The sequence below is a fragment of the Xanthomonas translucens pv. cerealis genome (assembly GCF_006838285.1).
Lineage (GTDB): Bacteria > Pseudomonadota > Gammaproteobacteria > Xanthomonadales > Xanthomonadaceae > Xanthomonas_A > Xanthomonas_A cerealis.
In genome coordinates, this window is record NZ_CP038228.1 from 2,027,670 (window position 1) to 2,040,760 (window position 13,091).

Consider the following 13,091-nt stretch of genomic DNA (forward strand, 5'->3'; position numbering starts at 1 on the left):
CACGCGTTATGCTCCAAGTGGCACCAAACCGGCACCAGAATTTTCTGCAGTACGAACCCGATATTCGCAAGCCTCGTGGGAGCCTTGGATTGACTTGGCTGAATTGGACGCGGACTGCGGCCCCGTCCACACCCGATGTCCGCCCTTGAACTCGATCGTCCCCGGCGCGCCCAGTTCGATGTCGTCGCCGTCCAGCTTGATGTAGGCGCCGGCGGCCGTGGCCAGCAGGTGCTTGGTCGGCGCGGCGAGCTGGATGTCGGCGGTGGTGCTGACGATCCTGACCTGGGTCTTGGCTGCGATCCTGGCCTGGTTCCTGTGCGCGCGGGCGCTGAGCGTGCCTTGCGCGGCGTGCAGGGCGATGCCGCGCTCCTGGTTGGGGCTGCCGGCGACCGGGTCGCCGCCCTGGGTGTACAGCACCAGCCCGCCGGCCACCGCCAGTACCAGCTGCGCCTGGCTGGCCCAGTTCAATGCGGTGCCGGCCAGCAGCGTGGTCTGCGTCCCCGACACCCAGACCTGGTCGGCCGGGGTCAGGCTCATCACGCCCGCGCTGCCGCTGCCCAGCAGCGCCGGGCGGCTCCAGCCCGGCGCCTGGCCGTCGCCGCCCTGGAGCTGGCCGGCGGCGCTGCCGCGCTGCGTCGCCTTGAGGCTGGCCTGCAGGGTCTTGAGCCCGTCCTGCGCCGGCAGCGTGGCCGGCTCGTCGGGCAGCTGCGCCTGCTGCTGCCGGGCCACATCGGCCAGCGCCTGCAGTAGCTGTTCGCCCTGTTCCAGCTGCGACAGCGCCTGGCTGGCCGCCAGCTGCTGCTGGCCCGGCTCGCTGCTCAGCAGCAGGCCCTGGCCGGCGCGCACCGCGCCGTACGCCTGCGTGGACAGGTCCACCCCGAACCCGCGCTCGCCTTCACGCAGGTTGTCGCGGCCGCCCTTCAGGTGGCCCAGGGTCAAGGTGCTGGCGTGCTGGGTGGTCGACAGCTGCGCGCGGCCCTGGCCGGGCGTGTCGTCCAGCCGCAGCTGCTGGTAGCCGCCGGTGCCGTCCTGGCTCTGTGCCAGCGCCTGGCTCTTGAACCCGGTGAACACCGCGCCGTGCGCGTTGCCCTGGAACCACGCCGGCGCATTGCCGGTGGCCCAGGCCCCGCCGCCACCGACCTGGTTGTGCGCCGCGTCGTCCTGGCCGCGCCCGTTGTACACGCTGCCGATCACCACCGGCCGGTCGATGTCCCCTTCCAGGAACCCCACCAGCACTTCCTGGCCCTTGCGCGGCAGCACCACCCCGCCCCAGTTGTCCCCGGCCCACGGCGTCATCACCCGCACCCAGGTCCACGCCGAGGCGCTGCCCGGCGCGTTGTCCTCGCCCCCCGGATGCGCCAGCGCGCTGCTGGCGTCGGCACCGCGCTGGAACGGGAACTGCACCTTGATCCGGTGGTCGCGGTCGGACTGCACCGGGTCGCCGTCGCTGACCACGATCGCGCTCAGCGTGCCGGCGATCGTCGGCTTGGGATGCAGGCGCACGCCATGCCCATCCTCGGTCTGCGGCCGGTACGTCGCCGTGGCCGGCAACGCGGTGAACTGGTTGCGGTAGAACTCCACCGACGCATCGTCTTGCGGCGGCGCATAGCCGGCGCCCAGGCCCGCCAGCGCCGACGGCAGCGGCGCGCCGGCCACCGCCACCGCACCCAGCGCCTGCTCCAGCGCGTCGAATACGTCCGCGCCCAGGTTGTTGCGTGCCTGGTGCCGCACCTGCAGGCACAGGAACGCCGCATCGGCCGCCACGCCCGCATGCTGGCGCAGCGCGAAACGCGTGCCCAGCGCCAGTTGCCGCCAGGTTCCCTGGCCCTCGATGGTCTGCGCCGCCACCTGCTGCGCATCGAGCTGCTGCTGCGCGCGGCGCTGGCCGCGCGTGCTGTCCTGCCAGGCGTACGGGCCGGCGGTGTCCACGTCAGCGGCGTCGATGTCGCCCAGCGGCGTGGCTTCGGCGCCGGCCGGGCTGCGAGCGCTGACGGCACTGCAATATATTGGCCCCATGCAACTATTTGTAGAGGCTTTTATAGGATTCCCATAAATCCCCCAAGAAACTCTTGTCGGGCTTAGTCTCGATCTTCTGCATCGGACGGCGGTTCATATAATGCTTGGATGCCGCGAACGAACCGTACGCACCCTCAAGGCTGCTCTCTGCCATGCTGTCGTGTACATATTTAAGAAATCCACCATAAAGCGCCTCGACCTCTGGCAGTCGCTTACCAGGGTTGTTCCATATCCAATAAAGCGCTTGGCCTTGCGGATCGGTGACAAAGATATTGGATGCGACCTCTCCGTCGATCTGTTTCTTTGCCTGTTCCATATTGAAGGTATCGACCGAACGCGCGTTGCGTTCAAGGTACCTCAGTTCGGCCGCGAGCTTGTCGTACCGGCCTTTGGCGGCGGGATATTTCGGGGCACCCAACAACCAGGAGCCTGTCTGCTCGTTGGCGGTCTTTGCGAATTGTTCGTACCACATCCGCAGCCACTGAATGTAGATGATCATATGCCCCTTCATCTGCCCCTGAATGTCCTTGGGCAGCGAGCGCACCACCAGCGGCTCCGGCGGCACATAGCACTGGCTTTCCTGCTCGGCCGTGCGTTGGCCAGGCTTGGTGTAGGTACAGACGTATGGAAGGTTCAGGCGGATTACTGCGGGGCTGATTTCTTTTACGTCTTCAACCAGCGTAGTTAAAATGGCGCGATATTTGCGCTGAAAGGATTGAACCTCACTATTTACTACAAATTTCACATACAAAGCGACATCGAGATCTTCTAATTCGGTTAAGCTGGGCATGGGAATTCCCGCGCCATAAGCCCGGTTGTACATCATCTCTAGCGGATAACGTGCAAGTCCATCCAGCACACCCGCTTCCTCGGCTTCGGCACCTCCCCCCACATCCACCTGGCTACCGGGAAAAAGCAGCTCCTGCCGGTTGCCCGTCGCGCTGGCAGTGCCACCGATAATCGTCAACGGCTTGTAGAAGCGCAGTTCATGTGCCGCCGCATAATGCACGCAGCGTTCGACCTCGGGCAGCAACTTTATCTCCGACGACACCTTGTTGCTGAGCGGGATGAATCCGGTCAGCAGGTTATCGTCGTAGCGATTCGTCACGCAATCGAACAGGCCCATAAAGCGGATCTTGACCTCGACCGCTTGGTAGCGACCACTCGCGCAGATGTCGTCGATCAGCAGCTTGCTGAACGCAAGCGCGATCCCGCCGCCCATGTCGTAGCCAAAGATCGCCACGTTGACCCTGTGCACCGGCAGCTTGGCCTTGGCCAGTGCGAACGCGGCCTTGAAATCGGTCTCGGCCGACTTCAGGCGCGTATCCACGCCTGTGTTGAACAGCGCCGCACCGAGGGTCGAGTCGCGGATCAGTCCGACGCTTTCGGCTCCATAGCCAGCGGTATTCTTGGCCACGGCCGCGCCAGCATCCTTGGCTGCGCGCCACGGGTGCCTGACTACGTCCTTCCAGAGCCCACGCCATTCCTTGCGCAATTTTTTCCAGCCTTCCTTAGCTACAGTGGTAACGGGCTTCTGGGCCGTCTTGACGATCTGCTTCGCTTGCTTCTTGACGCGATCTATCGTCCAGGCCGCACGATTCGCGTAGGACTTGTCACGCAGCCGTTCGCTTTCCTTCCAGGCATCCGTCACCGCGCCCTTGGCGGCATCCTTCGGTGCGGAGCTGACCTTGTCCTCGATCTCCTTGCCGGCTTTGTCGCCCAGGGCGGCAGCAAGTGCGGCGTTCTCGGGGTCGAATTCTGCGCCAAGACCAGGGTAGTAAAAAGCCCGTGCACCGTGTGCCGTATCTTCGCGTAAGGCTGCATGAATTTTCGCAATGTTACTTGCAGGACCATTCTTGTTTGTGTAACCAAAACCGTCAAAGAGGAAACTTAACCAGAGCACCTGCTGGCATGCTGGGCATCTCTGTTCAGCCTCGACTTTTGTGCGATCAAGAAATGCGCGCTTTTGGTCTGAATCTTTACTTTCTTTTCTCGCCTGACTCACTTGGAATCTCCTTTTCCATCGGACGTTGCGGGCAACTCTTCTGCCCCCATATCATCTACCCATTGCAAAGACGCCGTTCCATCTTTCCGGAAATAAACGCGAAAATACCGTGATCCACTTGATTCAGGCTGAGGGATGGTGACTTTTAAAAAATGCTCCTCAGCTCTCTTCCCTGCATAAAAATCCTCCTTAGGAATAACAAAACTCCACTGCAAATTAACAGTCTTTCCAGGTGTGACATTACATCCACAAGAAAACTTCCCACCACCTCCCCACGAATTCCCATCAGTCCGACCTGGAGGATTCCCAAAGCAGCCAGATTTTGCCTCGTTATCCAGCCAGAACTCATGGATTTTTTTTTCGTACTCGTTGTAGCCAGTGACACAGACCGTTCTCGACTGCGAGAAACCATCCTTACAACCGCCCAGCAAGAGGATAAACGCCATCATCAAAAATCTAAGAATGCTCATAGTTTCCTCAAAGATCATACTTCTTTAGCAATAGATGGAGTTGGAGGAAGCTCATCCGCGCCCATGTCGTCTACCCATTGCAAAGACGCCGTTCCATTCTTGCGAAAGTAAATCCTAAAATATCGTGAACTGGATGATTGTGGCTGCGGCGTTTGGACTCTGATGGTGTGCTCCTCGGGCTTCAAACCAGAATCGTAGTCCTGCCTAGTCTGCTCGAATGTCCAGTAAAGATTGACAACCTTACCGGGCGTTACTTTACAGCCACAGGAAAATGCGCCGCCACCACCCCAATCACCCGTGTCTTTGCCACGCCCTGAAGGATTGCCAAAACATCCCGCCTTTGACTCATTATCAAGCCAGAACTCATAAATCTGCTTTTCGTATTCATTATATCCAGTCACGCATACGGTTCTCGACTGCGAGAAACCGTCTTTGCACCCACCGAGCAAGAGGATAAACGCCGCCATCAAAAATCTGAGCGTGCTCATAGGTGCCTCAAAGATCCTGCTTCTTTAGCAATAGATGGGGTTGGAGGAAGCTCATCCGCGCCCATGTCGTCTACCCAATGCAGCGAGGCAGTTTCATTCTTTCGAAGATAGACTTCGCTTCTCATGCCAGGCGCTCTTGCATGCTCGCCGCGTCATAGGCCCAGTCGAGCAGTTCCTCGCAGAGCACGTCGTCGTCGTCGCGGTGGTCGTGCACGATGGAGGACAGCTGTGCGTGCCAGCTGTCATCGACATCCCGGCGCACGACCGCGGCGCAGCAGCGATAGAGCAGCGGTTCCGCTTCCAGCCCCGCCTCCAGCAGCACGTCCTGCATCACGGACAGTTTCTTCCACGTCTGGAAGGGATCGGCATCGACCGGCAGCGCGCCGTTGCGCTTCAGCTCTGCGGCAATGCGATCCAGCCGGCCGAGCGCGTCCAGCCGTTGCAGCTCGGGTGGGGTCAGCGCAAGGCGCGCGGCGGGCCGGCCGGGCCTGCGTTCCGGCGAGGGACGCAGTTCCAGTGGGGCGGCGTCGCGACCGATGCAGACCCATGCATCGGCGCATGACAGGAAGGCATCCAGCTTGCTGGCCTCCACCGCCCTGGGTAGCGCCTGCAGCACTGCCGCATCGTAATAGCGGAGCAATCCCTTCTTGCCGCCGGGCAGCGATACCTCGGCGCGTTTCGCCAATGCCTGTGCCAGTTGGGCGATGGGCAGCGCACTGGAAAGTGCGACGAAGGCGAACGGCCTGCGCGGCAAATGCCTGTTCAACAACGCATCGACCCAGGCGGCCTCGTAGTCCATCAGCAGCGCGCACACCGATGGATCGATGCTTTCGGGTTGATCTCGCAGCACATTGTGGACGCGCTGCTCGCCGATCATCTCCTTCCACAGCATCGCATTGATGGGCAGCTGCGCGGCATCCAGCAGCAGGAACGCCCCGGTGCCCTCACGGTGGCGATGGGGGGCGAGGAAGGTGGACCACGATTCGAAGAGCGGATGCATGACCGATCACCCGCGGGACGCGACGGCTTCGTGCCGGGTTGCAAGATCGCGCATGCATTCCAGGCATACCGGCTTGTCCGCCGAGGGCAGCTGCACGCGGGTGCTGCTGCCCTGCGGCCCCGTCCACACCCGATGCCCGCCCTTGAACTCGATCGTGCCCGGCGCGCCCAGTTCGATGTCGTCGCCGTCCAGCTTGATGTAGGCGCCGGCCGCGGTGGCCAGCAGGTGCTTGGTCGGCGCGGCGAGCTGGATGTCGGCGGTGGTGCTGACGATCCTGACCTGGGTCTTGGCTGCGATCCTGGCCTGGTTCCTGTGCGCGCGGGCGCTGAGCGTGCCTTGCGCGGCGTGCAGGGCGATGCCGCGCTCCTGGTTGGGGCTGCCGGCGACCGGTGCGCCGCCCTGGGTGTACAGCACCAGCCCGCCGGCCACCGCCAGCACCAGCTGCGCCTGGCTGGCCCAGTTCAATGCGGTGCCGGCCAGCAGCGTGGTCTGCGTCCCCGACACCCAGACCTGGTCGGCCGGGGTCAGGCTCATCACGCCCGCGCTGCCGCTGCCCAGCAGCGCCGGGCGGCTCCAGCCCGGCGCCTGGCCGTCGCCGCCCTGGAGCTGGCCGGCGGCGCTGCCGCGCTGCGTCGCCTTGAGGCTGGCCTGCAGGGTCTTGAGCCCGTCCTGCGCCGGCAGCGTGGCCGGCTCGTCGGGCAGCTGCGCCTGCTGCTGCCGGGCCACATCGGCCAGCGCCTGCAGTAGCTGTTCGCCCTGTTCCAGCTGCGACAGCGCCTGGCTGGCCGCCAGCTGCTGCTGGCCCGGCTCGCTGCTCAGCAGCAGGCCCTGGCCGGCGCGCACCGCGCCGTACGCCTGCGTGGACAGGTCCACCCCGAACCCGCGCTCGCCTTCGCGCAGGTTGTCGCGGCCGCCCTTCAGGTGGCCCAGGGTCAAGGTGCTGGCGTGCTGGGTGGTCGACAGCTGCGCGCGGCCCTGGCCGGGGGTATCGTCCAGCCGCAGCTGCTGGTAGCCGCCGGTGCCGTCCTGGCTCTGCGCCAGCGCCTGGCTCTTGAACCCGGTGAACACCGCGCCGTGCGCGTTGCCCTGGAACCACGCCGGCGCATTGCCGGTGGCCCCGGCCCCGCCGCCGCCGACCTGGTTGTGCGCCGCGTCGTCCTGGCCGCGCCCGTTGTACACGCTGCCGATCACCACCGGCCGGTCGATGTCCCCTTCCAGGAACCCCACCAGCACTTCCTGGCCCTTGCGCGGCAGCACCACGCCACCCCAGTTGTCCCCGGCCCACGGCGTCATCACCCGCACCCAGGTCCACGCCGAGGCGCTGCCCGGCGCGTTGTCCTCGCCCCCCGGATGCGCCAGCGCGCTGCTGGCGTCGGCCCCGCGCTGGAACGGGAACTGCACCTTGATCCGGTGGTCGCGGTCGGACTGCACCGGGTCGCCGTCGCTGACCACGATCGCGCTCAGCGTGCCGGAGACCGTCGGCTTGGGATGCAGGCGCAGGCCATGGCCGTCCTCGGTCTGCGGCCGGTAGGTCGCCGTGGCCGGCAACGCGGTGAACTGGTTGCGGTAGAACTCCACCGACGCATCGTCTTGCGGCGGCGCATAACCGGCGCCCAGGCCCGCCAGCGCCGACGGCAGCGGCGCGCCGGCCACCGCCACCGCGCCCAGCGACTGCTCCAGCGCGTCGAACACCTCCGCGGCCAGGTTGTTGCGTGCCTGGTGCCGCACCTGCAGGCACAGGAACGCCGCATCGGCCGCCACACCCGCATGCTGGCTCAGCCCGAAACGCTTACCCGGCGCCAGCTGGCGCCAGCTGCCCTGGCCCTCGATGGTCTGCGCCGCCACCTGCTGCGCATCGAGCTGCTGCTGCGCGCGGCGCTGGCCGCGCGTGCTGTCCTGCCAGGCGTACGGGCCGGCGGTGTCCACGTCAGCGGCGCCGATGTCGCCCAGCGGCGTGGCTTCGGCGCCGGCCGGGCGCAGGCTCGGGCTGCGGTAGTCCCAGCTGGCCCGCGACAGCGTGGCGGTGCGCCAGCGCCGCGCCGGCGACCACTGCTGCACGCTGTCCTGCTGCTCGGTCGCGTCGCTGCGGTGGTAGCGCACCGTGCCCAGCGCGGCGAAGGCGGCGTTGTGGTCCGACAGCACCAGCGTGTGCGTGCCGCGCGTGTCGCTGTCGGCGGCGCCGGTGTGCTCGAACCAATAGGCGATGCCTTCCTCGGCCAGCAGCCGGCGCAGGAACGCGAAGTCCGTCTCTTCGTATTGCGTGGTCAGGCTGCGCTTGGCGTACGTGCTGCGGTCGGACAGCTCCCAGCGCCACGCCGGCGCCAGCGCGCCTTGCTCGGCGTAGTCGGCGAACACGCTCTCGGCGATCTCCACCACGCTCATGTCCTGGAACACGTAGCTGTCCACCCGCTGGGCCAGCAGCGCCAGCCACGGCTCCACCACCAGCCGGTAGCGCGCCAGGCCGCCGTTGCTGCCGAGCCGTTCGAACGCGGTGACATGGCCGTGGAACGGGCGCAGCGCGGTACTCGACTCGGCGGTGAGCAGTTCCAGCAGGACCGGCTGGCCGAGCAGGTCGTCCAGGGGCAGGCCGGCGTTGGCCGATAGCGCGCACACGTCGAAACGGAACCCGCCGCCATCGACCGACTCGCGGCCGTCCATGGTTTCGGCGACCAGCACGTCGGGGCCAAGCGCGGTATGCAACCGCAACAGCCGTTCTTGCTGCCGCGGGGCGGCGCTCAGCGCGGAAAGTACTGTGGCGACCGGGTCCATGGAGCCTCCTTGTCTGAATGGGCGTCGCAAGGATCGCCTGAGAGGGCAATCCGTGCCGAGCACACACCTAGGATACCTCCATAGCGGCGCCGAATGGCGACGGTGGGCCTTGGACGGTGGATGTCTCTCCGGTCAACTGCAGCGTTGTCGGCGCAGTGTGACTTTGTGCGCGTTTCCGCACCGATACTTGGCAGTACGCAGCGACGCAAGGCCGACTGAGCCGCCCCGTGTTTCCCGGAGACCCCTTGGTTTGAGTCACGCCGACATGGCTGACTCATGGGAGTGGGAATAGTCGTTGGCCTCAGCCTTGGCCGGTGGGATATTCCCGATCGGCTCCAGCAATCGACGGTTGTTGAACCAGTCGACCCAGTTGAGCGTGGCCCACTCGACCTCCTCGCGCGTGCGCCAGGACGACGTGCGATGGATCACCTCGGCCTTGTGGAGGCCGTTGATGGTCTCCGCCCAGTGCTGTCGTAGAAGTCCTCTACGCTGCCTACCGAAGGCTCCAGGCCGACCTCCACGAGCCGCTCTGTGTAGCGGATCGACACGTACTAAACGCCTCGATCGCTGTGAATCAGGCGATCCGGGCCGACCGGCTTCCGCGCGTGGAGCGCCTGTTCGAGCGCGTCGAGCACGAAGCCCGTCTGCATCGAGGACGACGCCTTCCAGCCCACGATGCGACGGGCGAAGACGTCGATGACGAAGGCGACATAGACCCGTCCTTGCCACGTCGAGACATACGTGAAATCGCTGACCCACAGCGCGTTATTTCGTTGACCTGACGCAGTTCGCGAACCTCGCGCTCAAGCGCCTTGATGCGCTCTTTCTCGGTGCTCGTCATCCCGTCGCGCTTGCCAACGTCGCGCTCGTGCTGCCTCACCCAACCCAGTAGCGTCTCGGCTGTGCAGCCCACCTTGGCCGACATCGACACCATCGCCGCCCATCGCGAGTCGTACTCGCCCTGGTGCTCCAGAACCTTCTTCACCGACCGTTCCCGGGTCTCCGGGGAGAACTTGCTTGCTCTGCTCATAGCTCCATCTTCTCAAGTAATGGAGCCTCCGCGATTCCCGGGGCGGCTAAATTGCGCGGTCCCCTCCCGCCCGGCACGGGGCGAAACATCATTGGCGTGCCCAACTGGCCCAAGCATATGCAGCAGGTACACGACACACAACAGCACGGCACCACGCCGCAGGGCTGGCAGACCCCGCTAAAAGTAACCGAGGGCGCGGCGGCGCAGCCCAAGGCACATGTCTCGCTGAACGAGGACCCCGGCGCCTTCCTGGATCGAATGCTGGCCGCCGCACAGAGCGGCGACCGCACTGCGTTCCGGCAGATGACCCAAGAACTGGCCAGTGCCGAGAATGGCCGTGCGCTTCGCGCCGAGGCGATCGAAACGGTAAACCGACAAGAGCATCAAGCGGCGCAGCAAGCGTTGCAGACACAACGGCAACAAGCAGACATGCAGCAGCAGGAAACACCGCGGATCGGTGCGCACAGCCTCTGATTGTCTACACGCCCTATCCTAGGAAGCATGATGAACCAGTCCGACACGCTGGCACTGGCGAGCAACGCCGCTGCGCTGATGGAACAGTTCGAGCGCATCTGCGCCGACCTCAATCGACAACAACGGCGGCTAGTACAGCACCTCGAACAAGTCACGCAATCATTGCCAGGCTTGACCGTGCGTTCGGTGCAGGAGACGTTGCAGCGTGTTCCGGATGCTTTGATTCGGCAGGTGCAGAATGGCCTTGACGAGCCCGTAGCCGGCTTTGAAAAGCGGCTGCAGCACGCGGGCAGTTTGATCAGCGAGGGCGCGCAGTCGTTGGCCACCCAACGCATGCAACGCCTGCTGCTGTGGAAGAGCGCCGCCGTCACGCTTGGGAGCTTGCTGCTGTTGCTCGCTGGCGGCGGTTGGCTACTTATGCAGTACCGCCAGGACATCCGCGACAACCAACTACGCGCCGAGCTTTTGCGTGCTTACAACGCGGCCGACGTGACGCTGTGCGAGAGTCGTCTATGCGCCAATATCAAGACGCAGGGACCAGCCTACGGTGATCATAGCCAGTACCAGCTGGTGCGCTCGCGATGACACCAGTACAAAAGCAGCCCCATCGCTGAGCCCCGACACGTGCCGCTATCGAGCAGCCGCCTATTTGAGGTGGTCGCCTCGTAACCAATGACGGTACCGGGGCAATTGTCTACCGCCCGTGTCGGAGTGGCTTCTATAGTTACTCTGTATCCGTACCAGGGAGGGGCACATGGCTGCAAAGGATTTCGCAAGGGGATGTCTGCTCAGTATCGTTTACTGCGCTGTGTTTCTTCTGCTTAGACGCTGGTCCGTCGATCAGTGGTATCTACCCGCAGGGCTCAGGCTGGTGACGTTGCTGCTGTTGCCATGGCGCCAATGGCCTTACCTGCTGATCGGTGACATCGCCGCCGTCTTGATGCTCCGCGTGCCGATGGTGGAAGTGCGTGGCTACAACATAGCATGGGCATACGTCAGCGCATTTTTCTACATGCCTATCGTGTCGTTTCTGCCGCTGATCGCCCGCAGCCACATTCCCAATCTAACCCACAAGAACCATTGGCTCCTCGCGCTCGCGTTGATGATGGCAATCTGGGGATCGTGCTGCAGTCTGGCCTTCAACGCCGTCCTCGGCGGGCCTCAAGGGTCGGCGGTGTGGCAAACGCTGGTGAAGTACACCCTGGGCGATTTTCTCGGCATGTTGATGCTGCTTCTGCCGGCACTGCTCTGGCAACGTCGACCAAGGAGCGAAAAAGAAGCGGCAGCGCTTCTGCGTCACGCAGTCTGGACGCTTGCAGCGGTCGGCGCGCTGTTCGTGGCGATCGCCTTGTCCACCGACGTGCTGCTCAAGCAATTGCTCATGCTCGCGCTGATCGCACCCGCTATCGGGTTGACGCTGCGTCACGGCTGGCGGGGTGCGGCGCTCGGTATCGTGGTGGTGAACGTGGCTGTGGCGCTATCGCTGCCCAAGGTGAGTATCGACGGGTACTTCAGTGCCGATGTCTTCAATGTCCAGTTGCTGCTCAGCGCCGTCGCGATAGGTCTCGTGGCTTTCGGTACGCAACTTTCGGCGGCGTATGCGAACGCCCGCAGTTTCAGCCAATCCAGGGATCAGGCGCTACAGATGGCCCATTCCGGCTACCTCTCCTCCGAACGTGCAATGCGCAACCGCGTTGCCGAGTACACGGACATAAATGTCCAGCTCAACAGGTTGCGCCGAAACGCGATAACGTATCTGCGCACACGCGGCCACTATGCTGCGGCGATGGAGATGACCCGCAGCGGGTTGATCCAGGCACGGTTGCTGGATAACTATGTCGATGTACTCTATCCGTTGGCGATCGAGACGCACGGTCTCTACCACGTGCTGGCTTCGGTATCCCTCGCAAACAAGTGCGACACGGAGTTTCGCTGCCGCTTGCTTGGGGATCCAAGAAGAATGTCGGTCGGCCTGCAGCTTGCCGCGTACCGCTGTCTGCTCAACGCGGTAGAGTTTTTGCCGCTAGCACGGCGGCATCTGGTCAAAGCACGGGTCTGGCAGTCGCGCGGACGGCTGGGCGTCGCCGTCCAACTCATCGCCGACGCATCGGTGCTCGATGCGGTCCCGCGCGGCGACGAGACGCTGGAGGGTGAGTTTTTGGACAGGCTTACAACGCATGGCGGCACCTGTCGTCGCCGCCATGCGTTGAGCCTGAGCTTCCTTGTCTCAGAACCCGTTCAAGATCGCATCAGTTCTCGGATGTCGTGATTACCCAGGAGTTGCCCTGCGCTGCCTGCAAGACTCTGATGGCGATCGGACCCGATCGATAGATCAAAGTGCCCGAGTTGTCGTTGGCGCTGGAGGCGATCGTGACGCGGTTTACGTCCGTACCCATGGGCATGACCCAAGTCGTTTCGTTGATGTGACCTAAGGCTGCGCGCACAACGCCCTTGGTATCGTTGACCTGCAAATACTCCACGCCATCGCGCCGAAACGCATAGACCCGCCATGATGGATCGACCGCAAGATTGGTCGCCGGCGGCATGCTTTGACCCAAGCCAGTGGTCGCAGCAATGGTATGCCCATCGCCTGGGCAACACGCCTGCGCCAACGCGCTGGTTGAAAGTGCCAAGCCGGCCATGAATCCGGCCACGATCACCACGGTCTTCACTTTCTGATTCATCACTCTTCCTCGCCCCGTCAGGGGAATACGCCTGCTTGCCAGGCCTCCCTACGGTACGCGTTTCAGAAGCGAACTAGCATGTTCGGCGCGCCTTACCGGCTCAAAGGTGCGTAGACGATTTTTCGTTCAGTGAACGCCTATGGACCTCTGTTTAT

General features: G+C 63.9%; 8 protein-coding genes and 3 pseudogenes. 3 read left to right on the forward strand and 8 right to left on the reverse strand.

Annotated features, from left to right (window positions below):
- Nucleotides 1-6 precede the first annotated feature (6 nt).
- The 7 genes and pseudogenes from E4A48_RS09035 to E4A48_RS09065 form a co-directional block, all read right to left on the reverse strand.
- Nucleotides 7-1,974: pseudogene (locus E4A48_RS09035) on the reverse strand (type VI secretion system Vgr family protein); the annotation flags it as partial.
- Nucleotides 1,975-2,020: 46 nt separating this feature from the next.
- Nucleotides 2,021-4,021, reverse strand: coding sequence for a phospholipase effector Tle1 domain-containing protein (locus tag E4A48_RS09040; RefSeq protein WP_142742287.1), 2,001 nt, complete (start codon nucleotides 4,019-4,021; stop codon nucleotides 2,021-2,023).
- Entirely contained in the window at nucleotides 4,018-4,491 is a 474-nt protein-coding gene (locus E4A48_RS09045; RefSeq protein WP_235426632.1) for a hypothetical protein, read from the reverse strand. The genes E4A48_RS09040 and E4A48_RS09045 overlap by 4 nt, the downstream gene beginning before the upstream one ends.
- A gap of 14 nt (nucleotides 4,492-4,505) precedes the next feature.
- On the reverse strand, nucleotides 4,506-4,979 hold the full coding sequence (locus tag E4A48_RS09050) for a hypothetical protein (protein ID WP_260608100.1): 474 nt from the start codon (nucleotides 4,977-4,979) through the stop codon (nucleotides 4,506-4,508).
- Nucleotides 4,980-5,100: 121 nt separating this feature from the next.
- Entirely contained in the window at nucleotides 5,101-5,979 is an 879-nt protein-coding gene (locus tag E4A48_RS09055; protein WP_142742288.1) for a DUF4123 domain-containing protein, read from the reverse strand.
- Nucleotides 5,980-5,985: 6 nt separating this feature from the next.
- A complete protein-coding gene (locus tag E4A48_RS09060) occupies nucleotides 5,986-8,748 on the reverse strand; it encodes a type VI secretion system Vgr family protein (RefSeq protein ID WP_142742289.1) in 2,763 nt (920 codons plus the stop codon).
- Nucleotides 8,749-9,003: 255 nt separating this feature from the next.
- Nucleotides 9,004-9,778 (reverse strand): annotated as a pseudogene (locus E4A48_RS09065) (IS3 family transposase).
- Between the two features lie 33 nt (nucleotides 9,779-9,811).
- Between E4A48_RS09065 and E4A48_RS09070 the strand changes: the two are divergent.
- The 3 genes and pseudogenes from E4A48_RS09070 to E4A48_RS09080 form a co-directional block, all read left to right on the forward strand.
- Nucleotides 9,812-10,252: pseudogene (locus E4A48_RS09070) on the forward strand (hypothetical protein); the annotation flags it as partial.
- A 30-nt stretch (nucleotides 10,253-10,282) separates the two neighbouring features.
- On the forward strand, nucleotides 10,283-10,837 hold the full coding sequence (locus E4A48_RS09075) for a hypothetical protein (RefSeq protein ID WP_058361979.1): 555 nt from the start codon (nucleotides 10,283-10,285) through the stop codon (nucleotides 10,835-10,837).
- Between the two features lie 169 nt (nucleotides 10,838-11,006).
- Nucleotides 11,007-12,521, forward strand: a complete 1,515-nt coding sequence (locus tag E4A48_RS09080) for an MASE1 domain-containing protein (RefSeq protein ID WP_081317115.1) — start codon at nucleotides 11,007-11,009, stop codon at nucleotides 12,519-12,521.
- On the opposite strand, the gene E4A48_RS09085 is transcribed toward E4A48_RS09080, so the two are convergent.
- The gene (locus E4A48_RS09085) at nucleotides 12,502-12,936 is read right to left on the reverse strand and encodes a hypothetical protein (RefSeq protein ID WP_003474184.1); all 435 of its coding nucleotides are present in this window, start codon (nucleotides 12,934-12,936) and stop codon (nucleotides 12,502-12,504) included. The genes E4A48_RS09080 and E4A48_RS09085 overlap by 20 nt on opposite strands.
- Between the last annotated feature and the right edge of the window lie 155 nt (nucleotides 12,937-13,091).